This is a genomic window from Nonomuraea sp. NPDC003707, from assembly GCF_053587055.1.
The window spans coordinates 77,004-102,433 of the sequence record NZ_JBSFNK010000004.1 but is presented as its reverse complement, the minus strand read 5'-3'; the positions used below and the strand labels follow the sequence as shown (position 1 = coordinate 102,433).

Here is a 25,430-nt window from a genome sequence, read left to right as displayed (position 1 = left end):
CCACTATGCGGGGGCCAAGGCATGAACACCAATACTGAGCTGCGCAAACGTCATGAGTGAACGCTCATGTCAGCCGGAGGCGCGGTCAGGAGCGGCAGCATGACCTCCACGCGCGTCCCGGCCCCGGGCTCGCCGCCGACCACGCAGATCCCGCCCAGCTCCGCCGCCCGCTCGCGCATCGACCCGAGCCCCACGCCCGCGCGATGCTCCTCGGGCAGCCCCTTGCCGTCGTCGGCGATCAGCACCCGCAGCACCGACCGCTCCCGCTGCAGGACGATCCGGCAGTTGGACGCCTGGGCGTGCCGCCGGACGTTGGTGAGCGCCTCCTGGATGATCCGGTAGACCGCCACCTCGACGGCCGCGGGCAGCTCCGACAGCTCGCCCTGCACCTCGACCTCCGTCGGCGGCGCCGACTGCCCGGCCAGGTCGCCGATCGCGCGGGCCAGGCCGAGGTCGTCGAGGGCGGGCGGGCGCAGGCCGTACACGAGCTCGCGGATGTCCCCCGTGACCGCGCCCATGCCCGTGTGCAGCTCGCGCAGCAGCTCGTCGGCGGCCTCCGGGGACTTCTTGAGGCTGAGCCTGGCCATGTTGATGGTCATCGCCATGGCCGAGAGCGTCTGGCCGAGCCCGTCGTGCAGGTCTCGGCGCAGGCGGCGGCGCTCCTCCTCCCTGGTCGTCAGGATGCGTTCCCTGGAACGTTGCAGGTCCGCCGCCATCCGCACCGCGTGGGCCACGTCCGCGGCGTACGGGGTGAGCGTGGCCAGCACCCGCTCGTTGTGCGCGGCGGGGAAGCGGCGCGGGCCCGGCGGTCCGACGAGCAGGCGACCGACCCGCTCCCCGTGCCAGATCAGCGGCACCTCGCGGGGAATCGGGCCCACCCGGCCGTTCTCCACGTAGCGGGGCTCGCCGTCGGCCACCTCCACGGCCACGCCCTCGACCGCCAGGCCGTCGCGCAGCACGCTCACCACCGAGGTCAGCGCCTTGGCCGGGTCGCCGCGCCGGACCGCCTGGGTCAGGCGCTCGGCCAGCACGCCGGGGTCGCCGACGGCGCCGTACAGGAGCCGGTCCACGGCCTGCTGCAGCGCCCGCCGCAGCGGCTGGAAGAAGGCGCCCGCGAACAGCGCGGCGGCGATCCCGGCCACCTGGCCGTACCCGGAGACGAGCAGGCCGGACAGCGCGCCCGCGCCGAAGTAGACGGCGCTGACCACGGCCACCACGCCGGCGGCCACGAACGCCCGGCTGATCACCGTGTCGATGCCGTAGAGCCGGTACCGCATCACCGAGAACGCCATCGCGACCGGGATGATCGCCGCCCAGCCGAACGCGATCCACGTGAGCGCGGGCACGAACGCGGCCACGACCAGGAACACGATGTAGCCGGCGAACGCCAGCAGCGGCCAGCCGATCTGCCGCCTGGTGACGGAGTCCGCGTGCCGCAACCGCACCGTCAGCGACAGCGCCGACAGCGCCATGGCGACGTAGATGCCCGTCCAGGCGATCGTCGAGACCGTCGGCGCGTACGGGGCCAGCGCGGGGATCTGCAGCGGGTTCGGGATGACCTGGGGGTACGGGTACGCCTCGACGGGCCCCGGCACGCGGAACACGGCGCGCAGGAAGTCGGCCGTGATGGAGGCCGCGCCCAGCGCCAGGGCCAGGCGCCAGCGCGGCGAGGGCAGCCGGCCGTCGGGCGAGTACAGCGGCAGCACCATCGTGAGCGTCACGCCGCACACCGCCCAGCCGAGGTGGCCCGGCAACCGCAGGTAGCCCGCGAGGACGAGGTCGCCGCCGGCGGCGGCGTGGAACATCATCGCCTGCGCGAAGTCGCTGACGGCGGCGGCCAGGCCGCCCGCGCACATCAGCCACGCCAAGTTGAGGCGGGGCCGGTGGAAGATGAGGAACGCGCCGACCGCGGGGAACGTCAGCGCTGCGGCCGTCTGCGGGGACACCGTCCGTTCGGGCGTCCACGCCTCGGGCAGTCCGGCCCAGATCAGCAGCGCGACCACGGTGAGCGCCGGCGACACCACCGCCATGGTCACGGAGGCGACTCTCACCCCCCGTCCCGGCTTCTCGTCATCGGCGACCTCGGCGAATCCCCCAGCCATCCCGCGCTCCGCCTCTCCGATCCCCGGCACGCCTCCCGTAGAAGAGGATTATGACCCCTTAATCGGGATGAATCCGTACGGCGTTTCCGGGACGTTATCCGCGGGGCCCTGCCCTGGCCCGCGATTGCCGCTGAGCCAGGGCAGGGAGCATCGGTGCTACCCGACGGTAACCGTGGCCTTGGCGGCGACCGTCGTGCCCGCCACCTGACCGTTCACCGTGAACGTGCCCGGCTGGGCGTACTTGTCAGGGCTGATCGCCTCCCAGGTGACCTCGACGGAGCCGTCCTTCGACCCGTCGTTGTACGTCGCCACGACGGTCCTGGGCAGCGAGGGAGCGACCCCGGCCCGGGTGGCGACGGCCTCCTCGGCGATCGAGGTGATCGTCACCGCCGAGGTCGTGCGGACGTACACGGTGGCCTGGGCGGGCTGGCGCACGCCCTCGGCCAGGCCGACGACCGTGAAGCTGGTGCCGCCGGTCTTGACCTGGTCGGGCGTCACCTGCTGCCAGGTCACGGCGGCCGAGCTGCGGGTGCCGTCCGCGTAGAGGGTCTCCACGGTGGCGGGCAGCTTCGGCAGCGTGCCGGCCAGGGTGGGGACGTGCACGGGGCGCACGGAGTCCGGCGGGACCTCGTACGCCTTGACCTCCAGCAGGCCGACCGACGCCCCGCCGGCCTCGAGCTGGACGCGCAGCTTCGAGGTCGTCACGGTGTCGAACGCGACCGTGTTGTAGGCGTCCGCCGCCTTCGGGTAGGAGGCGGCGCCGGTGACGTCCTCGAACGAGTCGCCGTCCCAGTACTGGATCTTCCACGAGGCGGGGACGCGCACGCCGCCGCCGTCGTCGAAGAAGTACACGTCGCTCTTGTCGACCCGCACCGCCGACGGCCATTCGAGCTGCACCCACTGCGTGCCCTGCTGCGGCCAGGTGCCCCAGCGCGGGTTGGCGCCGTCGTTGGAGCGCGGCGGGTCGATGCCGTCGTTGATCGCGGTGACCTTCTCCCACGGCGAGGTGTAGGAGGCCGTGGGCGTGGCCTTGGGCGCCACGTTCACCTGCGCGGCCTGGGGCGTCGCGGTCACGGTCACGGTCGTGGAGCTGCTCTTCTCGCCGTCCGTGGCCGTGAGCTTCAGCCGGTACGCGCCCGCCTCGGAGAACGAGACCACCGTGTCGGTGCCCGTCGGGTTGGTGAAGAACGCTTCGCCGGGCCCGTCGACCTTGGCCCACTGGGTCGTGAGCCTGCCCGACGGCAACGCGTCGTCCTTGACCACCGCGTCGAACCTGGCCTGGCCCGGGCGGCTGAACGTGGGATCGGGCACGACCACCACGGACGGCGCCTTGTTCGCGACCGGGCCGGCGCCGGCGCCCGTCAGGTACGCCTGCACCTCCTTCAGCCCCGTCGCGTAACCGGGCTGGTGCGTGACCAGCACCCGCAGCTTCTGCGTCGTGACCGCCGGGAAGCGGACCACGTTGAGGTTCGCCCGCGGGTGGGCCGGCTTCCTGGCCTGGCCCGGCACGTCCTTCCAGGTGTCGCCGTCCTGGTACTGCACCGTGTAGAAGGCGGGCTCGCGGTAGCCGCCCGCCTTGCGGTCGTTGGAGAAGTACAGCTTGACCTGGTCGACCTTCTGGGCCGAGCCGAGGTCCGCCGCCAGCCAGTCCTGAGCGTCGCCGGAGCCCTTGCTGCCCCAGTACGGCTCGTTGATCGTGAAGCCGTCCACCGCGCCGACCGGGTCGCCGTGGGAGGCGGTGGCGGACTTGACCAGGTTCGGGCGGGTGGAGCGCAGGTCCACGCCGGCCTTCTGGAACAGGTCCTCGACGCGGTCGCCCGTCAGCTCGACCTGGGCGGGGGCCTTCATGGAGGCGGCCTTCTCGGCGTACACGACCTGACCGCCCTCGACCTTGCCCGTGGCCGGGTCCCAGACGGCGTGCGCCAGCCCCGACAGGGTGACCTTGCGCTTGCCGTCGATCAGGATCGAGTACCCCTCGGGCACCCCGGCATAGTGCTTGGTGCCGTCGCCCGGCTTGTCCCAGACGATGGTCAGGTCACGACCCCGGTAGTTGATGCCGTTGACGCTGAAGTGGTCCCAGCCGATGTCCACCGGCCAGAGCTCGACCTTGCCGTCCGAACGCGGGCGCAGGCCCATGACGTCCTCGATGACGGTCCAGTTGCTGCTGCCCAGGATCGTGTGGTGGATCCAGGAGCGGTAGCCGATGGACTTGGTGCTCTGGTTCCAGTCGGCCCAGAACTCGTTGGCGTCGGGGTAGCGGGTGTCGCCGCCGACGTACTGCGACCAGGCGTTCCAGTACAGGAGCTGCTTGTACTGGTCGGCGGTGATGTACGGCGAGGCGTACTGCCGCAGCGCCTTGGAGAACAGCGCGAAGTTCCGGGTGGAGTTGATCTGCGAGAAGTTGTTGGAGCCGGGGTTACCGGCTGCCGCGGCCTCCGCCTTGTCCTTCTGGTTCGCGGTGTACGCCGGGAAGATCGGATATTCCGCCGGGTCCGTCCACAGGCGCAGCGCCTCCCGGTACTTCGGGTCGTCCGTCGGCACGAGCCCGGTGGCGTACGGGATGTAGTTGTTGGACTCCTTCCACGGGATCAGGTTGCCCGTCTGGAGGTCGCGGTGCTTGAACAGCTTGTTCTGCTCGTCCCAGAGCAGCGCGAGGATGCCGTTCTTGACCTTGTCGGCCACCCCGCGCATCTCGGCCGCCTTGGCCGCGTCGCCGGTCAGCTCGTACGCCTGCGCCGCCGCCATCGCGTTGGCGTACACGTACGCGCCTTCGAGCCGCTCGTTCGCCCGCCCGTAGTAGTGGAACGACACCGCGTCGGCGTCGTTGCCGGTCATGTACTCCCGGTCGTACTCGATGACCCCGTTCTTGTTGGAGTCATAGGCGTTGAGCTGCCCGTACACGTCCTTCTCGGCGTAGCGGGCCAGGTTGCGCAGGATCGACGGCTGGCCGCCGTGGATCTGGTAGCTCTCCAGGGCCGAGGCCGAGATGTACTGCGTGTAGCTGTTCGACCAGTTCTCGGGGTCGCCCGGGTTGTCGGTGTACTTGGAGTTGCGCGAGACCTCGCCCGCCGACACCCACGGCCCGTACGAGTAGATCGGGTCCCGCAGGTACTTCAGGTCCTGCACGAACATCGGCACGGTCAGCACGATCGCGTTGTTGTAGCCCAGCGCCCCCTCGACCGACGTGGGGAACTGGAAGTCGTTCCCGGGGATGTCGGCGTCGAGGAAGTTGAAGCGCATGAGCCACCAGCGGTAGTACACGAACTTCTTGATGTTCTCGTCGGGCACGTCGATGTAGGGCAGGTTCTCGGCCCACCAGGCGTTGTAGTCCTGGAGCTGGTGCCGCAGCGCCTTCTCGGGCGAGCGGCCCTTGTAGCCGTCGTACTCGGCCCGCGACCCGGGCAGTTCGTCGGTGACGAAGCCCATCTGCACCTTGGTCCGCACGGTCTTGCCCGGCTCGACCGTCAGCGAGCCCTTGAGCGTGCCGTCGGAGACCTTCAGCCCGTCACCGCTGAGCCGGGGGAAGATCGTGGTCAGCTTGTTCTTGGCCCAGACGGTCCCGGTCAGCTCGCGGTCGCCGTCGGGCGTCCTGGTGTACGGCGAGGTCACGGTGATCGGCACGGAGCGCGCCGCGGACCCGGTGTTGGTGATCTCCAGCGTCGTCACGGCCACGTTCTCGTGGGTGATGAACTTCTTCACCCCGACCGACAGGCCGTCACCCGTGTACTGCCCGGTCCAGTGGCTGGGCATCTGCAGGCGCTTGGAGACGTCCTCGGCGAGCTGGGTGCCCAGCGAGACCTCGTACGCGCCGCGGTTGTCGATGCTCTCCCAATACGCCACGAACCCACCGAAGCCGATGACCGAGGGATCGTGCTCCTTCATGAACAGCGCCCGCCCGCGCGTCATCAACCACGGGCCCGCCGGATCGTCGCCGGGGCGGGCCAGCACGCGGTCGATCCAGTACGAGTCGCCGCCCTTCTCCTTCTTGTAGATCTCCTCCATCATCTTGCGGGGGTGGTACGCCACGGGTTCGGCGGGCACCGGGTCTGCGCCCGTGAACACCGGCATCCCCAGGTCGTCCTGGGCGGCGTACGAAGGTGACGCGGCAAGCGAAGCTGTGAGCGTTAACACAGCTAAGCACACCAACGGTTTACGCACTTGCCTCTCCTAGATCGGTAGCCAGACACGCATGGTCGCGGGGCCGCGGTTGCCCCACCGGTGGTAGGGCACGAGCCGGAGCCTGACGTCGGCGCCACCCGCCTGCCCGTCGGAGGCGGGCGCGTACGGCCAGCCGTTACCGGCGCCGGCGCCCAGCGACGCCTCCACCTCCAGCTCCACCACGCCGTCCGCCTCGTGGTGCTCCACGGGCGGCTGGACCCGCGCGGTCAGGTCGCCCAGCGCCGGCTCGTCGGCCACCGACTCGGCGCAGTAGACCAGCGGCCCCCGCTCCACCGCCGCGCTCCCCCGCAGCGCGTCGATCCGCCGATCGGGCATCGTCCACCTGGGCGCCATCGGCAGCTCCAGCCGGATCTCGTCACCGGCCCGCCAGGGCCCCTCGACGTAGGCGTAACCGGGATCCACCGGGCGCACCGCCGGGCTCTCCGCCAGCGGCGCCTCCGGCGAGGAGGCCGGGACGTGGGCGAGCGTGGCGTCCGTGGCCCAGGCGGGGACGCGCAGCCCGATCCGGCCCTCGCCGCCCTCCAGCACCCGCACGCTCACCGAGCCGGTCCACGGGTAGCCGGTCTCCACGCGTACCGCCAGGCCGTCGTGCCGGATCTCCGACGGCGTGTGGTGGTGGATCTGGATCCCGTCCGCGGTGGTCGTGGCCACGTACGCGGCCAGCGAGGCCATCGTGCGGGCGATGTTGTTCGGGCAGCAGGACACGTCGAACCAGGGCGAGCGCAGCCCGCCCTCCGCGGCGTGGTTGACCCCCTCCAGCGGCACCGCCGGCACCCGCACCTGCAGCGGGTTGGCGTAGAAGAACGACTTGCCGTCCAGCGCCACCCCCGTGGCGAGCATGTTGTACAGGGTGCGCTCGGCGAGGTCGGCGTAGCGGGCGTCGCCCGTGGCCAGCAGCAGCCGGTGCGCCAGCATGACGGAGGCGATGCTCGCGCAGGTCTCGTTGTAGGCCCGGTCCGGCGGCAGCTCGTAGTCCTCGCCGTACGACTCGTCGGCATGCCTCGAGCCCATGCCGCCGGTCAGGTGGGTACGCCGGGCCACCGTGCGCTCCCACTGGGACTCGATCGCCTTCAGCAGCTCCTGGTCGCCGGTCTCGACCGCCACGTCCACCACGCCGGAGGCGAGGTAGAGCGCGCGCACCGCGTGCCCGCGGAACACCTGGGCCTGCCTGACCGGGATGTCGTCCTGGTAGTAGATGCGGCCGAAGGGGATGTCGGCGAGCGCGGGCAGGCCGCGGCGCTCGACGAAGCGGCGGGCCATCTCCAGATAGCGCTCGGTGCCGGTCACGCGGTAGAGCTCGACGAGGGCCATCTCGATCACCGGGTGGCCGCAGGTCTGGGTGCCCTCCATGAAGCGGCGGCACACGTGGTCCGCGGCCTTGATCACGACCTGGGTGAGCTGGTCCTCGCCGTGCATGCGCAGGCGGGCGACCCCGGCCTGGATCAGGTGCCCGTAGCAGTAGAGCTCGTGGCCCCACTCGAAGTCGGTGTAGCGGCTGCCGGACCAGCGGGTGTTGAGGTAGCCGTCGCCCTCCTGGGCCTGGGCCACGGTCTCGGCCAGCTCGGGCAGCGCCGGGTGGTCGGCCCAGGCCATGGCCTCCAGCAGCTTGTAGATCTCGGAGTCGCTGAACTCCCGCCCCCGGCGGGGCCGCTCGCCCCGGAAGTTGCCGATCCAGCCTTCTCGCTCTTCCCATTCCTGGCAGTGGGCGATCGTGACCTCGCGGTTGAGCGCGGCCCGGTCGCCCCAGAAGCCGGGGAGCAGCCGTACCGCGTCGAGGCCGAGGGGGGACAGGGCGCCCGATGAGGGCAGGACAGGGTTAGCCACGCAGAGCTCCTGACATGAATCCGCGCACGTAGTGGCGCTGCAGCACGATGAAGAGGATGAGACAGGGGAAGGCCATGACCATGACGCCGGACTGGAGCATGCCGTAGTCGATGGCGCCGAACGTCTGCTGCGTCATGCTGACCACGGCCACCGGCAGGGTGAACGACGCGCCGTCGTTGAGCAGGATGAGCGGGGCGAAGAAGTCGTTCCACGACGCCAGGAAGGCGAACAGGCCCACCGTGATCAGCGCGGGCCGCACGGCGTGCAGCAGGATCCTGGCGAACGCCCTGAACGTGCCGCAGCCGTCCACCAGCGCGGCCTCCTCCAGCTCGCGCGGCAGCGCCTCGAACGCGTTGCGCATCATGAACAGCGCGAACGGCAACTGGAACATGACGAACACCAGCGAGAGCCCGACCAGGGAGTTCTGCAGGCCGAGGTAGCCGAGCAGCACGTAGAGCGGGATCAGGATCGTCGCGTACGGCACCATGAGGATCGCCAGCGTGGCCAGGAACAGCAGGTTCTTGCCGGGGAAGTCGAAGCGGGCGAAGCCGTAGCCGCCGAGCGCGGAGACGACCAGCGTGCCCGCCACCGTCATCACCGAGACGAGCACGCTGTTGGTCGCGTACGTGCCGAGCCCCTCGCCGAAGCGGGCCATCTCCAGGTAGTTGCCCGGCTCCTCGAACGAGGCGTAGCCGCTCCACACCAGGGGGAACAGGAACAGCACCGCCAGGGCGGACAGCGTGAGGTAACGGCTCATCGCAGCCTCCGCATCATCAGCGTGTTGAGCCCGACGAGGGCGACCAGCAGGACGACCGAGAGCGCCGCCGCGCCGCCGAGGTCGAAGCGGAAGAACGCGTCGCGGTAGACGACCATGACCATCGAGACCGTGCTGTTGTCGGGGCCGCCGTTGGTGAAGACGAAGAACTGGTCGAAGGCCAGCAGCGAGCCGGTGACGCTGAGGATCAGCATCAGCGCCAGCGTCGGGCGCAGCAGCGGGAGCGTGATCTTGGTGAAGATCTGCCAGCGGTTCGCGCCGTCGCTCCTCGCGGCCTCGTACACCTCGGTCGGGATGGCCTGCAGGCCGGTCAGCAGGATGAGCATGTTGAACCCGGCGAAGCGCCACAGCACCAGGGTGATCGTGGAGAACAGCGCCATGTTCGGCGTGCCGATCCACTTGACCGGCTCGCTGGTGATGTGCAGCGTCTGGAGCAGGGGGTCGATGGGGCCGAAGTCGTTGTTCAGCATCCCGTAGAAGAGCAGACCGGCGGCGGCGAACCCCACGGCGCCGGGCAGGAAGAACGCGGTCCTGAAGAAGCCGATGCCCGGCTTGCGGTCCTGCACCAGCATGGCGAGACCGAGCGCCACGGCCGACAGCAGGACGGTCGTGATGGCCGTGTACTTGAGCGTGAAGAGGATCGCGTCGATGAAGAGCGGGTTGTCGCCGATCTTGAGGTAGTTGTCGGGGGCGTTGAACGTGGCCTGACCGAGCAGGGGCCAGCGGTTCAGTGACATCCAGACGACCAGCACGAGGGGCGCGATGAAGAGCACGCCCACGATGACGGCCGTCGGAGCCGTGTACAGCCAGCCCTGTACCTTCCTGCTCCGCCACCGGGCGGAAGGCGCGGAGTGCGCCGCCCGCCGCCCGGTTCGGTTCATCGTCAGAGTCATTGTTGAAGTGACTTCGTGATCTCGGCGTTGAGCTGCGGGAGCTTCGAGGCGTCACCGAACACGGCCTCGCGCGCGTAGCGCAGCCACGGACCCTGCGGGTCGTTGAAGGTCTGGCCGAAGCGCAGCGCGTACGGCGTCTGGCCCTTGGCCACCAGCGAGTTGATCAGCACCACGCGCGGGTCCTCCGCGGAGTACTTGTTGCTGGCCAGGTCGGTGCGCGCGAGCACGTCCTTGTTCTTGGCCATGACCTCGACCTGGGCGTCGTCGGAGACCGTCCAGGACAGGAAGTCCCAGGCCGCGTCCGGGTTCTTGGACGTGGCGGAGATGCCGACGGAGTCGCCGCCCACGAACGTGGACTCGCCGCCGTCGGGGCCGGCGATCGGGGTGACGCCGATCTTCATGTCCTTGGGCATGAGACCGAGCGTGGTGGAGGGCATCGGCATGACGCCGATCTCGCCCTTGGGGAAGAAACCGGTCCAGGTCGGGCCCTGCTCCTCCTTGGCGGTCGGCCCGGTGACCTTCTTGTCGTACAGGTCGCGCCAGATCTTGAACACGTCGGTCATCGCGGCCTGGTCGTTGAGCGACTGGGTGCCCTCGGCGTTCATGACCTGGCCGCCGCCGGCCCAGACGGAGGGCCAGAACGTGAAGACGTAGCAGCCGCCGCAGTTGCCGCCGAAGAAGGTGCCGTGGACCTTGCCGTCCTTGCCGAGCTTCTCCTGGATCGTGGTCGCCTGCTGGGCGAACTCCTTCAGCGACTTCGGCCCCTGCTCCGGGTCGAGCCCGGCCTTCTGGTAGAGGTCCTTGTTCCAGAACCAGACCGACAGGTCGAGCGTGTGCGGGAGCGTGTACATCTTCCCGTCGAGCGTTCCGAGCTTCATGTGAGAGGGGGCCAGGCCGTCCTTGAACGGCAGCTTCGCGACCCTGTCCGTGATGTCCATGAACAGACCCTGAGAGGTGTAGTTCGGGACGAAGATGACGTCGGCCGCGAACACGTCGGGGAGCTGCTTGGCACCGGCCGCCGCGGCGATGCGCGGCTGGTAGTTGTCGGTCGGGATGACGGTGAGCTTGACCTGAATGTTCTTGTGACTGCTGTTGTAGGCCTTGACCAGCCGCTCGCTCTGCGTCTGGGTGGCCGCACGGGTCCACATGGTGATCGTCACGGGACTCTCCGCCGACGGCGTGCTGCCCCCACCACCACCGCCGCCGCTGCCGCAGGCCGCCGCTGTGAGCGCTAACACACCGAGGAGGGAGATCCCGGCCAGCCTTCGTCTCATGTTGTGCTCCTGGACTTAAAGGTTTTCGGAAACGTAGAAGAAACAAGAGTCCATGTCAATGGGTGCTAGGGTTCTATGCAGTTCACAGGTGACGAAAAGGGTTTCGAAACATGGCGAGTAAGCGGGCGACCATCTCCGATGTGGCCTCGCTGGCGGGGGTCTCGATCGCCACGGCGTCCAAAGCACTCAACGGGCGCCAGGACGTGCGGGCCGCGACGCGCGAGCGGGTGCTCGCCGCCGCGGCGGAGCTCTCCTTCCAGCCGAACGCCCTGGCCAGGGGGCTGATCTCAGGACAGACGCGCACGGTCGGCCTGCTGACCTCCGACAGCGTCGGCCGGTTCGGCATTCCGGTGCTCCTCGGGGCGGAGGACGCGTTCGGGGCCGGCGAGATGGCCGTGCTGCTCTGCGACGCGCGCGGCGACGCGATCAGGGAGCAGCACCACGTGCGGGCGCTGCTGTCGCGCCGGGTGGACGGGCTGATCGTGGTGGGCGAGAGCACGAGCCCGCGGCCGTCGGTGAGCAAGGACCTGCCGGTGCCGGTCGTGTACGCCTACGGCCCTTCGGACGACCCGTCGGACGTGTCCTTCGTGCCGGACGACGTCGGCGCGGCCGCCATGGCCGTCAACCACCTGCTGGCGATGGGCCGGCGCAGGATCGCGCACATCACGGGGCCCACGCACTACAAGGCGTCACGCGACCGCGAGGAGGGCCTGCGCCAGGCGCTCGCGCAGGCGGGGCTGCCGCAGGCGGGGCAGACGCTGTCGGGCCCGTGGTCGCAGCGGTGGGGGCGGCACGCGGCCGAGATGCTGCTGATGGCCGAGCCGGAGGTCGACGCGGTGTTCTGCGGCAGCGACCAGATCGCGGCCGGCTTCGTGGAGACGGCCAGGGAGCGCGGGCGGCGGGTGCCGGAGGACATCGCGGTGGTCGGCTACGACAACTGGGAGGTGCTGTCCACGGAGACCCGGCCCGCCCTGACCACCGTGGACATGAACCTGGAGCAGCTGGGGCGCACCGCGGCCCAGCACCTGTTCGCCGCCATCGACGGGAAGGCGACGCCCGGGGTGCACAAGATGCCCTGCCAGCTCGTGATCCGCGACTCCACCTCCCCGCCGGGCGTCTCCTGAGGCGGGCCCGTCAGGGGCAGCGGACGATCATGCCCGCGTACGACAGGTTCCCTCCGAACCCGAACAGCAGCATCGGCGCCCCGCGCCGGACCTCACCCCGCTCCAGCAGCTTCGACAGCGCCAGCGGCACGCTCGCGGCCGAGGTGTTGCCCGACTCGACCACGTCGCGCGCCACGATCGCGTTGACCGCGCCGAGCTTGGCCGCGACGGGCTCGATGATGCGCAGGTTCGCCTGGTGGAAGACCACCGCCGCCAGGTCCTCCGGCCGTACGCCGCCGCGCTCGCACGCCTTCCTGGCGATGTCGGGGAGCTGGGTGGTGGCCCAGCGGTAGACGGTCTGGCCGTCCTGGGAGAAGCGGGTCGGGGTGCCCTCGATGCGTACGGCGGTGCCCAGCTCCGGCGCGGAGCCCCACACCACGGGACCGATCTCGGCCTCCGGGGCCGCGCTGATCACGGCCGCCCCCGCGCCGTCGCCGGTCAGCACGCACGTGGTCCGGTCGGTCCAGTCGGTGACCGCCGTCATCTTGTCCGCCCCGACGACCAGGGCGTTCGTGGCCGCGCCGGCGCGGATGGCGTGGTCGGCGACGGCAAGGGCGTGGGTGAAGCCGGAGCACGACACGCCGACGTCCATCAGCCCCGCGCTGGGCACGCCGAGCCGGGCGGCGACACGGGAGGCGATGTTCGGGGCGCGCTCGGTCTGGGTGCAGGTGGCGATCAGGAGGAGGTCGATGTCGGCGGCGTCCAGGCCGCTCGCCGTCAGGGCCTTCGCGGCGGCATGCTGGGCCAGGTCGGTCACGGTCTCGTCGGGTTCGGCCACGTGCCGTGTACGGATGCCGACGCGCTTGGTTATCCACTCGTCGTTGGTGTCCACCATGGCCGCCAGCTCATCATTTGTCAGGATTTTTGCTGGTTGATAGTGGCCTGTGGCGACAAGTCGTGATCCCGTCATGAGGCCGGACTATAGCAAGCGAACGTTCGGACGCTAAACTGCCCGCATGAGTCCCCGCAGATCCGTCGCCGAGGCCCTTGGCACGCGTGCGGCCATCCTGGAGCGTTCGGTCGCCATCGCATCCGCGGAGGGGCTCGAAGGGCTGACCATCGGCCGCCTCGCCGGCGAGCTGGGCATGAGCAAGTCAGGAGTGCTCGGGCACTTCGGTTCCAAGGAGGCGCTGCAGCTCGCCGTCCTCGACCGGGCCGGGGAGATCTTCCGCGCCGAGGTCTGGGAGCACGCCCGGCCCGCCACACCCGGGCTGACCCGCCTGCGGGTGCTGTGCGAGGCGTGGATCTCGTACTTGGAGCGCGGGGTCTTCCCCGGCGGGTGCTTCTTCGTGGCCGCGGCCCACGAGTTCGACGGCCGGCCGGGGCCGGTGCGGGACGCGGTGGAGGCCAGGTTCGACGCCTGGCGCGGGCGGCTGCGCAAGGAGGCCGGGCGCGCGGCGGACGCGGGCGAGCTGCCCGCGGGGACGGATCCGGATCAGCTCGCGTTCGAGCTGCTCGGCGCGGTCATGGCCCTGAACCACGCCCTCCAGCTCCACCACGACCCGGCCGCCCCCTCCCGAGCCCGCCACGCCATCCAGACCCGCCTCACCACCTGACCTCTGGCGCGCTCGGCTCCCACCGGTCCCAGGGCATGCGAAAGCTCGGGCGCGGCGGATGCGGCGCCCGAGCCCGGGTTCCAGGCGTCAGCCGCCGGTCGACAGTTGTTCGAAGAGGGCCAGGGCCGCCTCCCGGACCTCTTCCGGGGAGACCCCGTCCAGCGTCTTCCTGGCATCGGTGATGTCACGAGTGGTGGCGAGCGTGATGGCCACGGACGACGCTGCGGCGTGGTCGATCGATCCCGTCGGGGCGGCGTCTGCCAGTTCCTGGGCGCTCGCGGCGAGGTCGAGGTTGTCTCTCAACGGATCTCCTCGGATGAAGACGGCTCGGCCCATTGCATCATTTGGCATCATGCCGCATCCACCATTCGGTGAATTCACGACACCGGCCATCGGGCACAAACCTGATCACCCATAGATTACTGTACGTTTTGTCGGGATATGTCGTGACCCCCTGGATAACACTGACGTCGTCGGCAACGTTCACCGGATGCCACTCGAACTCGGTCTCACCAGGCTTGTCCTGCCGCCCGAGCCACTGCGAGACGATCTCGTCCCGCCCCTGCCACGGAGAGCTGTACGGCTCGGTGTAGTAGACGGCGTCCTCGGTGAACAACGCGGCGATGTCGTCGGGATCGTTGGAGTTCCAGGCACGTACGTACCCCCCGATCCATGGGCCCGGCTCGACCATTGTTACCCCCTCAGCGGGTCATATCGCCCGCCTACCCGCCTGACCAGACGTTAAGCCCCGATCATGGGCACTACGCCTGGTCACGGTCTCATCTCGTTTAGGTATAGGGGTACTCAGGCGCTCTTCCGCGTACTCCGTCAGGGTTGGAGCCGGGGGGAGTTCATGGCGGCTCCGGGCTGTGCCGCGGAGGAGGGGACGGCACGTGCCGCGGGTCGGGACACGGCGGTCTGCCAGCCGCCCGCCCCGCCCGCGGCACGCGCCGAGGCCGGCGCTACACGGAGTGAGCGGGACCGGTGCTGCCGCGCGGCGTGAGCACGGCCGCCTGGTCCTCGTACGGGGGCACGGTCTCACCTGCGATCAGCGCGAGCAGCCGCTGGGCGGCGTGCGCCCCGTACGCGGGGATGTCGCGGGTGAGCGCGGTCAGCGGCGGCCGGACGACCTGGGACAGCGGCGAGTCGTCCCAGGCCACGATGGACAGGTCGCGCGGCACCTCGACCCGCATCTCCTGGGCCACGGACATGCCCGCCACGGCCATGATGTCGTTGTCGTAGATGATCGCCGTGGGCCGGTTGGGCGAGCTGAGCAGCCGCCTGGTGGCCCTGGCGCCCTCCTCGCCGGTGTAGTCGGTGTGCACGGTCACGTGCTCGGCCACGCCCTCGCACGCCTGCTCGAACGCCTGGTCGCGGACGGTCGTGTGGACCAGCTCCGGCAGCCCCGCCACCCGCGCGACCCGGCGGTGGCCCAGCGCCACCAGGTAGCCGACGGTCTCGCGCACGGCCTCGCCGTCGTCCGACCAGACCGCCGACAGCGAGCCCGACTCGGTGGGATGTCCGATGACGACGACCGGCATCCCCAGCCGCTCCAGCTCGACCACTCTGGAGTCCGAGTAGTGCAGGTCGACCAGGAACACGCCGTCGATGCGGCTCTCGCCCCACCAGCGCCGGTAGACCTCGCTCTCCTGCTCATGGCTCGTGACGACCTGGAGCAGCAGCGCGTACGAGCGGTCTGCGAGCACGCCCTCGATGCCGCTGATCAGCTCCATGAAGAACGGCTCCACGCCCAGGATGCGGGCGGGACGGCAGAGCGCGAGGCCCACGCAGTTGGCCCTGGCGCCGTTGAGCGCTCGCGCCGCGCTGTTGGGCCGCCAGCCGATCTCCTCGGCGATGGCGACGATCCTGGCCCGCGTCGCGTCCGATACGCCCGGTTGCCCGTTGAGCGCGTAGGAGACCGCCACTTTGGACACTCCCGCCCGGCCGGCGATGTCGGCGATCGTGGGTCGCTTCACGGACTCCCTCTCTGAACCGGATAACCCTCATACTCTAGGCCACCCCATTCGGTAAGGGAATTAACCGCTTAAGCCACGTGCCAGGGTTTGGCGTCCTCGGTCTCCTTGGCGGCCCCGGCCACGCGCAGCGCGTACGTCGGCGGCTCCGCCCCCGGCACCGGCCCCAGGTACGTGTGCCCGGTCAGATGACACCAGGCAGGCAGGTCGACGGGCGCGGCGGGATCGGTGGCGATGAGGTGGATCACCGCTCCGGGACCGGCCTGGCGCACGTGACCGCGCAGTTCGATGAGCAGTTGCACGCAGAGCTTGCCGCTGCCGTCCACCACGAGATCAGGCATGAGTACAAGGAAACCACCGCCCGGACCCCGGACCGTCACGAACCCCGCAGGTGGCCCACGAGCTTCTCGACCTCCCGCGCATAGTGCTCGGCGAACTCCGGCGACTCCGGATCCCGCCCCCACACCGCCTGGACGAGTTGCGGGAACGCGATGCCGGCCGCCGCCATCGAGAACAGCGCCACCAGCACCGCCGCCGGGTCGAGGTCCGCGGGGAACTCCCCGTCCCGCTGGCGCTCGCGCAGGAGCTCCAGATCCCGGCGTACGTCCTCGACGAAGGAAGGGTCGGGCGCCCCGTCGTCGGTGAGACTCCGCCAGAGCATCAGCCGGCCGTAGTCGCGGCGGGCTGCGTTGGCCCGCACGTATTCGGCGGCGAGCGTGCCGAGCGAGGCCGACCGGTCGGCGAACCCGCTCTCCTCGGCCTGCCAGCGTGCGGTCAGGGCCTGGTAGAGGCCCTCCTTACCGCCGAAATAGTACGAGATCAGCTGCTTGTTCACCCCGGCCCTGGTGGCGATCTCGCTGACACGCGCCCCCGCGAACCCCTTCGCCGCGAACTCCTCCAGCGCCGCCTGCAGGATGCGGGCCTTCGTGCGCTCGGGGTCGCGCTGCTTCTCTTCGGGCGCTCGTCTCATGGTCCGCACTCTATCATCCATCCGGATGGTTGACAGAATCATCCGCATGGATGATAGTCGAGCCATGACACGGAACATCGCGATCATCGGTGGCGGCATCGGCGGGCTATGCCTGGCCCAGGGGCTGCGCAAGGCAGGGCTCGACGTGACCGTCTACGAGCGGGACAGGACCCCGGCCGACCGGCTGCAGGGCTACCGCGTGCACATCGACCCGAACGGCGCCCGCGCCCTGCACGACTGCCTGCCCGCGCATCTGTGGCAGGCGTTCCTCGACACGACCGGGCGGCACGGCGGGCAGGACTTCGGCTTCGTCACCGAGCGGCTGAGTCGGCTCGCGCTGATCGAGGCGCCCACGGCGGCAGACCCGGCCGACGACCACCACTCGGCCAGCCGCATCACGCTCAGGCAGGTGCTGCTGTCGGGGCTCGACGACGTCGTACGGTTCGGGAAGACGTACGAGAGGTACGAGCGGCTCCCCGACGGGCGGGTCGAGCTGTTCTTCGCGGACGGCACGAGCGCGACCGCGGAGATCGTGGTCGCCGCCGACGGCGGGAACTCGCGGGTGCGTAAGCAGTACCTGCCACACGCCGAGCGGGTGGACACGGGGATCACGACGGTGGCGGGCAAGTTCCCGATCACCGCCGAGACCAGGAAGCTCGTGGCGCCGCGGCTGCTCGACGGGCCGAACAGCGTCATCCCGCCCAGCGGCATGGGGTTCTTCACCGCGCCGCACGACCTGGGCGACGGGGTGGCGTACGGCGAGTTCGGGGTGACGGAGCAGGAGGGCGCGCTGATGGACAACTCCAGCAGCTACATCCTGTGGGCGTTCGGCGCGCCCGGCGCCGCCTTCCCCACCGACATTTCCGAAATGTCGGGCGGGCAGCTCCAGGCCACCGTGGCCCGGAAGATCGAATCCTGGCACCCCGACCTGCGCACAGTGGTCGGCCAGTCCGACCCCGACACGATCACGCTGCTGCCGATCCGTACCTCGATCCCCATCGACCCCTGGCCCGCCACGAACATCACCCTGCTCGGCGACGCCATCCACAGCATGACGCCGATGCGCGGCATCGGCGCGAACACCGCGCTGCGCGACGCGCGCCTGCTCTGCGCCGCCCTCACCAGCGGGGGCGACCCTGTTGACGCCATCGCGGGCTACGAGGCCCGGATGCGCGAGTACGGCTTCGCCGCCGTCCGCGACTCGATGCGCGCGGCCGAGCAGTTCGTCGGCGGCAGCAGGGTGAGCCGGGCGGGGTTCAAGGTCTTCCTCCGGGTGGTCCAGCGCTTCCCCGCGCTGAAGGCCAAGGTGTTCTCCTGACCCGGCCTGTTGCGCGGGAGGGGCCGGGCGAAGAGTGTGGAGGCATGCCAGGCGTCGACACGATGGACGGCCTCCTGCTGGCGGTCGCGGAGTTCGATCCGGACGCGTACGAGCTGCCCGTCGAGGCGGCGGCGCTCGACCGGGCCAGACGGTCGCTCGACGCGTGCGGGCTGCTGCTCCTCGGCGAGGTGCACGGGGTCAGGGAGAACCCGCTCGTCATCCTCGGCCTCATGCGGCTGCTCGGCCTGACCAGCCTCGCCCTGGAATGGCCCGAGGAGCTGAAGCCGCAGCTCGACCGCTACCTCACCGACGGGACCGGGCTGGACCACCCGCTCTGGTGGCTCGGCAGCGGCGCCATCACCGCCGGCCACCTCGCGGTGCTGCGAGCCGTGCCGGGGCTACGGGTCACGTTGTTCGACGGGTGGACGAACACGGGCGACTGGTCGCAGCGCGACGCCTTGATGGCGCAACGGGTGCTGGCGGCCCACGCCGAACCCGCGCTGGTCGTGGCCGGCAACCTCCACACCCTGACCTCCCCGACCGACCTGGGCCTGCCGATGGGGGCGTGCCTGGCCAGCGCGCGGCCGTCGCTGGAGAGCGTACGGATCGACTACGGGACGGGCAGCTTCTACAACTTCGAGCCCCGGCACATCCGCAAGCACCCGGCCAAGGCGGGGCTGGGGGTCGGGGAGGACGGGCTGGTGGTGGGACTCCCCGAGTTCACCGAAGCCACCGTCCCCCACCTCCCAGCCGACCTCCTCGACTCCCACCTCACCCCCTGACCCCCGTCCCGCCCCGAAGCCCAGACCACCGAGCGCGAGGCGCGGGGGCCCGAAGTGCGGGGGCGGGGCGCGGGCGCGGGGCGCGATAGCCGGGCCACCCGACCCCCTCCCCAAGGACCCCGGCCGAAGTGCGGAAGGGGATGGGGCTGCGGTGGGAGGGTGTGGGGTGCGTACGCTGGAGTCCGGGCGGGGAGGGTGGATGCGGGTCGGGATTCTGGGGCCGCTTCAGGTGGCGGGGTGCGCGGTCGGCGGTGCCCGGGTGCGGGCGCTGTTGGTGCGGCTGGCGCTCGACCCCGGACGCGTCGTGACCACGGACAGGCTGATCGACGACCTGTGGCCGGGTGAGGCGCCGGCGCATCCGATGGCGGCGCTGCAGTCGCTGGTGTCCAGGGCGCGCAGGGAGGCGCCGGGCGTGATCTCGTCCCATCCCGCCGGATATGCGTTGGATGTGCCGCCGGGTGAGGTGGACGCGTGGGCGTTTGAGCGGCTCGTACGGGCCGGTGACGTGCACCGGGCACTGGCGTTGTGGCGGGGTCCGGCGCTGGCCGACGCGGCCGATCTGCCCTTCGCCACGGCCCCGGCTGCCCGCCTGGAGGAGCTGCGCCTGACCGCCCTGGCCACGAGGATCGCCGCCGACCTGAGCACGACGACCACCACCGATCCGGCCGCTGCCCCGACCGCCGACCACCCCGAACGGGGGGCTGGGCTGGTGGCGGAGTTGGAGGGGTTGGTTGCCGCGCATCCCTTACGGGAGCCGTTCCACGCCCTGCTCATGCGCGCCCTCACCACCCAGGGCCGGCGGGCCGAAGCGCTCGCGCTCTTCGAGCGGATCAAGGCGGCCCTGGCCGAGGAGCTGGGCGTGGACCCGGGGCCCGAGCTGCGGGAAGCCCATCTGGAGGCGCTGCGGGACGCCGAGCCGAAGAGCAACCTGCCCGCCCGCCTCACGAGTTTCGTGGGCCGCTCCGAGGACATGTCCCGGCTGAAGGGCCGGCTCGGCAGGGCCAGGCTGGTCACGCTCGTGGGGCCGGGCGGCGCGGGGAAGACGCGGCTGGCCGTGGAGGTGGCCGCGGGCCTGCACGTGCCGGACGGCGTGTGGCTGGTCGAGCTCGCCACCGCCACCGGCGTACGGGCCGCCCTGGAGGGCGCGCTCAGGACGACCGACCCGGTCAGGGCCCTGCGCGGCACCGCGCCGCTGATCGTGCTGGACAACTGCGAGCACGTGATCGAGGAGGCCGCCACGACGGCCCGTACGCTGCTGTCCGAGGTGGCGGGCCTGCGGATCCTCGCCACCAGCAGGGAGCCGCTCGACATCCCCGGCGAGACCCTGCACCACGTGCTGCCGCTGCCCGAGGGGAAGGCGGCCGAGCTGTTCGCGGAACGGGCCGCCGCCGCCCGGCCCGACCTGCGGGTAGCACCAGAAGAGGCAGCGCGGATCTGCCGCGAGCTGGACGGCATCCCGCTGGCCATCGAGCTGGCCGCCGCGCGCCTGCGTACGATGCCGCTGTCCGTCCTGGTGCGGCAGCTCGGCGACCGGCTGGCCTTCCGCGGCGGCCGTACGTCGGAGCCGCGCCACCGCACCATGCGCGCGGTCATCGACTGGAGCTGGAACCTGCTCTCCGACCGCGAGCGCGAGCTGCTCAGGGGCCTGACGGTGTTCTCGGGCGGCGCCACGTACGAGGCGATCTCCCAGGTCTGCGGCGGCGACCTCGACCTGCTCTCCTCGCTGGTGGACAAGTCGCTCATCGCGGTCTCCGGCGACCGCTACACGATGCTGGAGACCATCAGGCAGTACGCCGCCGCCGACCTCCCCGAGCTGCGCCAGGCCCACGCCCGCTACTACACCGAGCTGGCCGAGACCGCCGACCCTCACTTGCGGACCGGCGAACAGCTCAAGTGGCTGGCCGTGCTGGACGCCGAGCAGGGCAACCTGGACGCGGCGCTGCGCCACTCCGACGACCCGCTCCGGGTGATCCTGCCGCGGCTCTGGTCGTGGATCATCCGCGGCCGGCATCGCGAGATCAACGAGCAGGCCGCGTCGGTGCTGCGAAGAGTGGGCGACACGCCGCCGCCGGGGCGGGAGCTGGCGCACGGGATCTGCCGGGTGCTGGCGGGGTTCGCGCCGACCGAGGCGGTGCTGGAGTCCGACCATCCCGCCGCCCTGAACTCGTGGGCGCTGGCCGGGGTCGGGACGCCCGCCGACGTGGTGAGCCTCACCGAGCGGCAGTCGGGGCGGCTGCGCGACCATCCCGACCTGTGGACGAGGTCGGCGGCGCTGCTGGCCACCGGCATCGTGCGGTTCGAGTACGGGGCGGTGGCCGGGGCCGAGGACCTGCTGGTGCCGGCGGTCGACGGGTTCAGGGCCGTCGGGGACCGGTGGGGGCAGTGGGCCGGGCTCTTCTGGTTGTCGCTGGTCGCGGAGAACCACGGGGACTTCGCCACGGCGGTAACCCTGGCCGAGGAGCCGGAGCGGCTGGCCGCCGAGCTGTCCGGGCTCGACACGCCGCTCGGGCCGATGACGTTCCTGATCCGGGTCGGCCAGCTCAAAGGGCGGGCGGGCGATCATGCCGGAGCGGCCCGCGCGCTCGGACAGGCGTGGGAGTCGGCCGTGCGGTCCGACGACCAGGCGATCGTGGCCAGGGTCATGCACGCCAGGGCCGAGCTGGCCAGGCGCACCGGCCGCCCGGAGGAGGCCGCCCGGCTGCTGGAGGCGGCGCTGGCGCTCGACGTCGAGGTGTCAGCCCAGCTCAGGGCGTACATGAACGTCGAGCTCGCCCGGGTCCGCGAGCCTCGCGAGCCGCTGCGCCGGGCCCTGGAGCTGATGGCCACGTGCTCCGACAGGACCGCGCGGGCGACCGTGCTGGAAGGGGTGGCCGAGCACCTGGAGCCGGAGGCGGCCGCCGAGCTGCTCGGCGCCGCGCGGGCATTGAGAGGGATCGGCGAGTCCGCCGATCCTCACGTCAACGAGCTGGCCGCCAAGTGCCGGGCCGCGCTGGGCGAGCACGGCTACCGCGAGGCGTCGGCGAGGGGCGCGTCGATCCCGAACCCGGAGAGGTACGCGCTGAGGCCGCTCTCGTCCCCGTGATAGCCGATGTAGCCGTCGGGGCGGACGAGGATGACGCCCTCCTGGCCGTCGAGCCGTGGGAGCACCGTGAACGGGTACGCCGTCTCCGTGTCGGCCAGCAGCAGGAAGCCGGTGCCGCGCTGCTCGGCGAAGAGCGCCCCGAGCCGTTCGCCGCCGCGCCCGCCCACGGACAGCGGGCTGCCGAGGTAGGCCAGGCCGAGCTGGTTGGTGTCGTCGCCGCGCTTGTTGTCCTGCTCCCGGTACAGGCGGGTGCTGAGGCCCAGCACGTGCGCGGCCACCGCCATCCGCTCGTCCTCGTACGTGTCCAGCAGCGCCTCGGCGCCGATGGCCAGCTTCCAGCCCAGGTTGTAGGCGTCCTGCACGCCGGTGTTGAGTCCCTGGCCGCCCGCCGGAGTGTGCACGTGGGCCGCGTCGCCTGCCAGGAACACCCGGCCGACCCGGAACCGGTCGGCCATGCGGATGTTGACGCGGTACTCGGACCGCCACAGGATCTCCTCGATCCGCACGTGCGGCGCGTGCTCGGCGACGAGCGCGATCAGGTCGTCGTCACCGGTGTACGGGGCGACGAGCTGGAAGACGTCGGTGTTCGGCAGCGGGCAGAGCGTGAAGTGGACCTTCTGCTCGGCCGGCGAGCCCCACACGTGCCAGTGCTCGCGGTCCAGGTCACTGGTCTTGACGTCGGCCAGCAGCATGCGCTCGCTCTCGAACGTGTCGCCGACGAAGCCGACGCCCAGCTGCTTGCGTACGACGCTGCGACCGCCGTCCGCGCCCACCAGGTACGCGCAGCGGACCTGCTCGCCGCTGCCCAGGGTGACGGTCACGCCGTCCTCGTCCTGCTCGAAGCCGGTCACCTCGACCCCGAACTCGACCTCGTGCCCCAGCTCGGCCAGCCGGTCGCGCAGGATCTGCTCGGTCCGCCACTGCGGCTGCATGATCAGGTTGGGGTACGGCACGTCGGCGGACGGCTCCCGGATCTCGTCCATCCGGCCCTCCCAGACCACCTGGTCGCCCTGGTAGCTGCGCAGGCTCGGGTACTCGCGGCCGGTGGCGAGGATCTCGTCGACCACGCCGAGGTCGTCGAAGACCTCCAGCGTGCGCGGCTGCAGGCCCTTGCCGCGCACGCCCGCGGGCGGCTGCGGCGACTTCTCGACGATGCGGAGGTCGACGCCTCTGCGGGCCAGCTCGATGGCCAGGGTCAGTCCGGTCGGCCCGGAGCCGACGATCAGCACGTGTGTCATGCCCAGGACGATGCCTGGGGGCACTGCCAGATCTCTGTCAGCCGCTGCCATGCCCTTTTCCGGGCCCTTTCACGGACGGAGCTTGTGGAACAGCGCCACGCGGTCGCGGTGGTATTCGAGGTCGTCCTCGTCGTGCCGCACCCCCGCGCGCACCGCTTTGCGGAAGTAGGCGTACTCCCTGCGGAGCTTGTGCCTGATGAGCTGGGCCAGCGCCTCCTCGTCCAGCTCTCCGGCGGTGCCCCCGGCCTCGTGGTACGCCGCCACGAACGCCCGGCTCGGCCCCAGCTCGTCGTCCCCCCATTCGAGCGCGGCGGCGGCCAGCTCCACCTCCGGGGCGCCGACGAAGGTCTCGTCCCAGTCGAGCACCGCCACGATCCCGCCGTCCCTGGCGAGGGTGTTGCCGGTGTAGTAGTCGCCGTGGAGGGGGTGGCGCAGCGGGTGGCGGGCGTGGAACTCCGCCAGCCAGCGGTCGAGGGCGGGGTCGTCCAGTTCGAGGGCGTCCTGGGGCGGGTCGCCGTACAGGCCGGACTCCTGGAAGGCGGGCACCGGACGCGGCGGCGGGCGGAACGTGGCCAGCGACTCGTGCAGCCTGGCCAGCAGGCGGGCGCCCGCCGCGCGCTGGGCGGGCACGTCGGAGTCCGGCCACTCGCCCTCGACGTACGGCCAGCAGGAGATCGGGCGGCCCGCCACCATGACGACCGTCGCTCCGTCGCGGGCCGGCACGGGTGCGACGGCCTCGGGGAGCGTGCCGGCGGCGTGGCGGGCGATCGCGTGACACCACTCGCACTCGGCGGCTGTGCGCCCCACCGGTCCGACGCGGATAACATGGCCGTCAAGCCGGTACGCGGCGGATTCCTCGCCACCGTGCAATCGTTCATCATTCCCCGTGACGTCCCACGTCAGGGCCACGATTGCACGGATTTCAGGAGTAAGCGGGGTATCGGCATAGATCACTCCGTAAAGCCTATGCTTCCGGATCCGTCCTCGATGCGCAAAGGTTAGGGTCACCTACCTCGCACTTGTAAGGAGACCCGTGGCCAGTCCCGGCAGGCTCGACACCAGAGGCAGCGACTTCGCCCGACTAGCCCGTCAGATCACGGACGCCGGTCTTCTTGACCGGCGTCCCTTTTATTACGCGATCCGGATGACCATCATGGCCGCCGTCTACCTCGGCGGCTGGGCGCTGTTCGTCTGGCTCGGCGACTCGTGGCTGCAGCTTCTCGTGGCCGTCGCGCTGGCGGTCGTCTTCGCGCAGCTCGGGTTCCTGGCCCACGATCTCGGGCACCGGCAGGTCTTCAGGACGCGACGGCCCAGCGACGTCGCGGGCCTGATCATCGGCAACCTCGCCATCGGGCTCGGCTGGGGCTGGTGGACCACCAAGCACAACCGCCACCACGCCAACCCCAACCACGAGGACCACGACCCCGACGTCTCCCCCGCCGTGATCGTCTGGTCGGAGGAGCAGGTCGCCAGGAGCATCGGCCTACCGCGATTTGTCGCGAAATATCAGGCTTACTGGTTCTTCCCGCTGCTGACGCTCGAGGCCTGGCACCTTCACATCGCCAGCGTCAAGGCCCTGTTCCAGCCCGAGGCCAAGCGGCGCGGGTCGGAGCTGACGATGCTCCTCACGCACTTCGTGCTCTACTTCGGCCTGGTCTTCACCATCCTGCCGGTCGGCAAGGCACTGCTGTTCCTGATCGTGCACCAGGGAGTGTTCGGGATCTACCTGGGGTGCACGTTCGCGCCCAACCACAAGGGCATGCCAATCCTGACCGCGGAGGACAAGCTGGACTTCCTCCGCAAGCAGGTGCTGACCTCGCGGAACGTACGGGGCGGCCTGTTCGCGGACGTGGCGCTCGGCCAGCTCAACTACCAGATCGAGCATCATCTCTTCCCCAACATGCCGGCCCCCAACCTGCGCAGGGCGCAGCCGATCGTCGAGCGGTACTGCGCGGAGATCGGCGTCGACTACCTCCAGACCGGCCTGATCGAGTCGTACGGGCAGGCACTACGCCACCTGCACGAGGTCGGCGCCGCGCTCAGGCGCCCCCTTCCGACTCCAGGCGCCTGAGCAGCGAGTCGCGGCGGCCCTCGAGCTGAGCGATCAGCTCCTCCTGCTCGTCCGCCTGGCTGATCAACGCCGAGATCTCCACCTGGTCGGTCGCGCCCATGTCGCGACTCTGGTTGCGGAGGTCCTGGTTCTCGGCCCTCAGCCGGGCCAGGTCCTCTTCGACCTGCCGCAGGTCGTCCTTTGTGCTCATTTACGTGCTCTACCCAGATGCGCCCCGGCGATTACCCCCC

21 protein-coding genes are annotated in these 25,430 nt (G+C 70.7%); 6 read left to right on the top strand and 15 right to left on the bottom strand.

Going from position 1 to position 25,430, the window contains the following annotated elements; all coding sequences use genetic code 11:
- Positions 1-50: 50 nt before the first annotated feature.
- The 6 genes from ACWDRB_RS11250 to ACWDRB_RS11225 all read right to left on the bottom strand — a co-directional run bounded on the left by ACWDRB_RS11250 (position 51) and on the right by ACWDRB_RS11225 (position 11,047).
- Positions 51-2,102: a sensor histidine kinase gene (locus ACWDRB_RS11250; RefSeq protein WP_449892930.1), complete on the bottom strand. Its 2,052-nt coding sequence runs from the start codon at positions 2,100-2,102 to the stop codon at positions 51-53.
- 156 nt (positions 2,103-2,258) lie between these two features.
- Positions 2,259-6,170 (bottom strand): Ig-like domain-containing protein, encoded by a 3,912-nt coding sequence (locus ACWDRB_RS11245; RefSeq protein WP_449892929.1) that lies wholly within the window; start codon positions 6,168-6,170, stop codon positions 2,259-2,261.
- Between the two features lie 99 nt (positions 6,171-6,269).
- Positions 6,270-8,105, bottom strand: coding sequence for a glycoside hydrolase family 127 protein (locus ACWDRB_RS11240; RefSeq protein ID WP_364263853.1), 1,836 nt, complete (start codon positions 8,103-8,105; stop codon positions 6,270-6,272).
- Positions 8,098-8,862, bottom strand: coding sequence for a carbohydrate ABC transporter permease (locus ACWDRB_RS11235; protein WP_397373260.1), 765 nt, complete (start codon positions 8,860-8,862; stop codon positions 8,098-8,100). Before ACWDRB_RS11235 ends, ACWDRB_RS11240 begins: the two co-directional genes overlap by 8 nt.
- Positions 8,859-9,761: a carbohydrate ABC transporter permease gene (locus ACWDRB_RS11230; protein WP_357732290.1), complete on the bottom strand. Its 903-nt coding sequence runs from the start codon at positions 9,759-9,761 to the stop codon at positions 8,859-8,861. Before ACWDRB_RS11230 ends, ACWDRB_RS11235 begins: the two co-directional genes overlap by 4 nt.
- Before the next feature lie 8 nt (positions 9,762-9,769).
- On the bottom strand, positions 9,770-11,047 hold the full coding sequence (locus tag ACWDRB_RS11225) for an ABC transporter substrate-binding protein (protein WP_449892928.1): 1,278 nt from the start codon (positions 11,045-11,047) through the stop codon (positions 9,770-9,772).
- A gap of 110 nt (positions 11,048-11,157) precedes the next feature.
- Between ACWDRB_RS11225 and ACWDRB_RS11220 the strand changes: the two genes are divergently transcribed.
- Positions 11,158-12,171: a LacI family DNA-binding transcriptional regulator gene (locus tag ACWDRB_RS11220; protein WP_350738322.1), complete on the top strand. Its 1,014-nt coding sequence runs from the start codon at positions 11,158-11,160 to the stop codon at positions 12,169-12,171.
- Positions 12,172-12,181: 10 nt separating this feature from the next.
- Here ACWDRB_RS11220 and ACWDRB_RS11215 read toward each other — a convergent pair whose 3' ends face one another.
- Entirely contained in the window at positions 12,182-13,120 is a 939-nt protein-coding gene (locus tag ACWDRB_RS11215) for a beta-ketoacyl-ACP synthase III (protein ID WP_397373262.1), read from the bottom strand.
- Positions 13,121-13,166: 46 nt separating this feature from the next.
- Here ACWDRB_RS11215 and ACWDRB_RS11210 point away from each other — a divergent pair, with 46 nt between their 5' ends.
- On the top strand, positions 13,167-13,766 hold the full coding sequence (locus tag ACWDRB_RS11210) for a TetR/AcrR family transcriptional regulator (protein WP_449892926.1): 600 nt from the start codon (positions 13,167-13,169) through the stop codon (positions 13,764-13,766).
- 87 nt (positions 13,767-13,853) lie between these two features.
- Here the strand turns inward: ACWDRB_RS11210 and ACWDRB_RS11205 are convergent, their stop codons facing one another.
- From ACWDRB_RS11205 to ACWDRB_RS11185, 5 genes are all read right to left on the bottom strand, one after another.
- Positions 13,854-14,069 carry a hypothetical protein gene (locus ACWDRB_RS11205; RefSeq protein WP_364263835.1) on the bottom strand — a complete coding sequence of 72 codons (216 nt, stop codon included), beginning with the start codon at positions 14,067-14,069 and terminating at the stop codon, positions 13,854-13,856.
- A 37-nt stretch (positions 14,070-14,106) separates the two neighbouring features.
- A complete protein-coding gene (locus ACWDRB_RS11200) occupies positions 14,107-14,457 on the bottom strand; it encodes a nuclear transport factor 2 family protein (protein ID WP_449892925.1) in 351 nt (116 codons plus the stop codon).
- Between the two features lie 271 nt (positions 14,458-14,728).
- Positions 14,729-15,742, bottom strand: a complete 1,014-nt coding sequence (locus ACWDRB_RS11195; protein WP_355209653.1) for a LacI family DNA-binding transcriptional regulator — start codon at positions 15,740-15,742, stop codon at positions 14,729-14,731.
- A 68-nt stretch (positions 15,743-15,810) separates the two neighbouring features.
- Positions 15,811-16,080, bottom strand: coding sequence for a sulfurtransferase TusA family protein (locus ACWDRB_RS11190; protein ID WP_319707263.1), 270 nt, complete (start codon positions 16,078-16,080; stop codon positions 15,811-15,813).
- A gap of 35 nt (positions 16,081-16,115) precedes the next feature.
- On the bottom strand, positions 16,116-16,709 hold the full coding sequence (locus ACWDRB_RS11185; protein ID WP_449892924.1) for a TetR family transcriptional regulator: 594 nt from the start codon (positions 16,707-16,709) through the stop codon (positions 16,116-16,118).
- A 64-nt stretch (positions 16,710-16,773) separates the two neighbouring features.
- Between ACWDRB_RS11185 and ACWDRB_RS11180 the strand changes: the two genes are divergently transcribed.
- The 3 genes from ACWDRB_RS11180 to ACWDRB_RS11170 all read left to right on the top strand — a co-directional run bounded on the left by ACWDRB_RS11180 (position 16,774) and on the right by ACWDRB_RS11170 (position 21,891).
- Positions 16,774-18,027: an FAD-dependent oxidoreductase gene (locus ACWDRB_RS11180; RefSeq protein ID WP_449892923.1), complete on the top strand. Its 1,254-nt coding sequence runs from the start codon at positions 16,774-16,776 to the stop codon at positions 18,025-18,027.
- Positions 18,028-18,071: 44 nt separating this feature from the next.
- Positions 18,072-18,809: a hypothetical protein gene (locus ACWDRB_RS11175; protein ID WP_449892922.1), complete on the top strand. Its 738-nt coding sequence runs from the start codon at positions 18,072-18,074 to the stop codon at positions 18,807-18,809.
- A gap of 199 nt (positions 18,810-19,008) precedes the next feature.
- Entirely contained in the window at positions 19,009-21,891 is a 2,883-nt protein-coding gene (locus tag ACWDRB_RS11170; RefSeq protein ID WP_449892921.1) for a BTAD domain-containing putative transcriptional regulator, read from the top strand.
- Here ACWDRB_RS11170 and ACWDRB_RS11165 read toward each other — a convergent pair.
- Both ACWDRB_RS11165 and ACWDRB_RS11160 read right to left on the bottom strand, forming a co-directional pair.
- Positions 21,813-23,129, bottom strand: coding sequence for an FAD-dependent monooxygenase (locus ACWDRB_RS11165; protein ID WP_449892919.1), 1,317 nt, complete (start codon positions 23,127-23,129; stop codon positions 21,813-21,815). The two genes, ACWDRB_RS11170 and ACWDRB_RS11165, sit on opposite strands and share 79 nt — an antisense overlap.
- Before the next feature lie 69 nt (positions 23,130-23,198).
- Positions 23,199-24,038 (bottom strand): phosphotransferase enzyme family protein, encoded by an 840-nt coding sequence (locus ACWDRB_RS11160; protein ID WP_449892918.1) that lies wholly within the window; start codon positions 24,036-24,038, stop codon positions 23,199-23,201.
- 235 nt (positions 24,039-24,273) lie between these two features.
- Between ACWDRB_RS11160 and ACWDRB_RS11155 the strand changes: the two genes are divergently transcribed.
- Positions 24,274-25,200 carry a fatty acid desaturase family protein gene (locus ACWDRB_RS11155; RefSeq protein ID WP_449893714.1) on the top strand — a complete coding sequence of 309 codons (927 nt, stop codon included), beginning with the start codon at positions 24,274-24,276 and terminating at the stop codon, positions 25,198-25,200.
- Here the strand turns inward: ACWDRB_RS11155 and ACWDRB_RS11150 are convergent.
- Positions 25,169-25,390 carry a hypothetical protein gene (locus ACWDRB_RS11150; protein WP_350738358.1) on the bottom strand — a complete coding sequence of 74 codons (222 nt, stop codon included), beginning with the start codon at positions 25,388-25,390 and terminating at the stop codon, positions 25,169-25,171. The two genes, ACWDRB_RS11155 and ACWDRB_RS11150, sit on opposite strands and share 32 nt — an antisense overlap.
- Positions 25,391-25,430 lie beyond the last annotated feature (40 nt).

Coding starts and splice junctions, on each gene's coding strand:
- ACWDRB_RS11250 (WP_449892930.1), bottom strand. CDS start 2,102: ATGGCTGGGGGATTCGCCGAGGTCGCCGATGACGAGAAGCCGGGACGG.
- ACWDRB_RS11245 (WP_449892929.1), bottom strand. CDS start 6,170: ATGCCGGTGTTCACGGGCGCAGACCCGGTGCCCGCCGAACCCGTGGCG.
- ACWDRB_RS11235 (WP_397373260.1), bottom strand. CDS start 8,862: ATGAGCCGTTACCTCACGCTGTCCGCCCTGGCGGTGCTGTTCCTGTTC.
- ACWDRB_RS11230 (WP_357732290.1), bottom strand. CDS start 9,761: ATGAACCGAACCGGGCGGCGGGCGGCGCACTCCGCGCCTTCCGCCCGG.
- ACWDRB_RS11225 (WP_449892928.1), bottom strand. CDS start 11,047: ATGAGACGAAGGCTGGCCGGGATCTCCCTCCTCGGTGTGTTAGCGCTC.
- ACWDRB_RS11220 (WP_350738322.1), top strand. CDS start 11,158: ATGGCGAGTAAGCGGGCGACCATCTCCGATGTGGCCTCGCTGGCGGGG.
- ACWDRB_RS11215 (WP_397373262.1), bottom strand. CDS start 13,120: ATGACGGGATCACGACTTGTCGCCACAGGCCACTATCAACCAGCAAAA.
- ACWDRB_RS11210 (WP_449892926.1), top strand. CDS start 13,167: ATGAGTCCCCGCAGATCCGTCGCCGAGGCCCTTGGCACGCGTGCGGCC.
- ACWDRB_RS11200 (WP_449892925.1), bottom strand. CDS start 14,457: ATGGTCGAGCCGGGCCCATGGATCGGGGGGTACGTACGTGCCTGGAAC.
- ACWDRB_RS11190 (WP_319707263.1), bottom strand. CDS start 16,080: ATGCCTGATCTCGTGGTGGACGGCAGCGGCAAGCTCTGCGTGCAACTG.
- ACWDRB_RS11185 (WP_449892924.1), bottom strand. CDS start 16,709: ATGAGACGAGCGCCCGAAGAGAAGCAGCGCGACCCCGAGCGCACGAAG.
- ACWDRB_RS11180 (WP_449892923.1), top strand. CDS start 16,774: ATGACACGGAACATCGCGATCATCGGTGGCGGCATCGGCGGGCTATGC.
- ACWDRB_RS11175 (WP_449892922.1), top strand. CDS start 18,072: ATGCCAGGCGTCGACACGATGGACGGCCTCCTGCTGGCGGTCGCGGAG.
- ACWDRB_RS11170 (WP_449892921.1), top strand. CDS start 19,009: ATGCGGGTCGGGATTCTGGGGCCGCTTCAGGTGGCGGGGTGCGCGGTC.
- ACWDRB_RS11165 (WP_449892919.1), bottom strand. CDS start 23,129: ATGACACACGTGCTGATCGTCGGCTCCGGGCCGACCGGACTGACCCTG.
- ACWDRB_RS11155 (WP_449893714.1), top strand. CDS start 24,274: ATGACCATCATGGCCGCCGTCTACCTCGGCGGCTGGGCGCTGTTCGTC.
- ACWDRB_RS11150 (WP_350738358.1), bottom strand. CDS start 25,390: ATGAGCACAAAGGACGACCTGCGGCAGGTCGAAGAGGACCTGGCCCGG.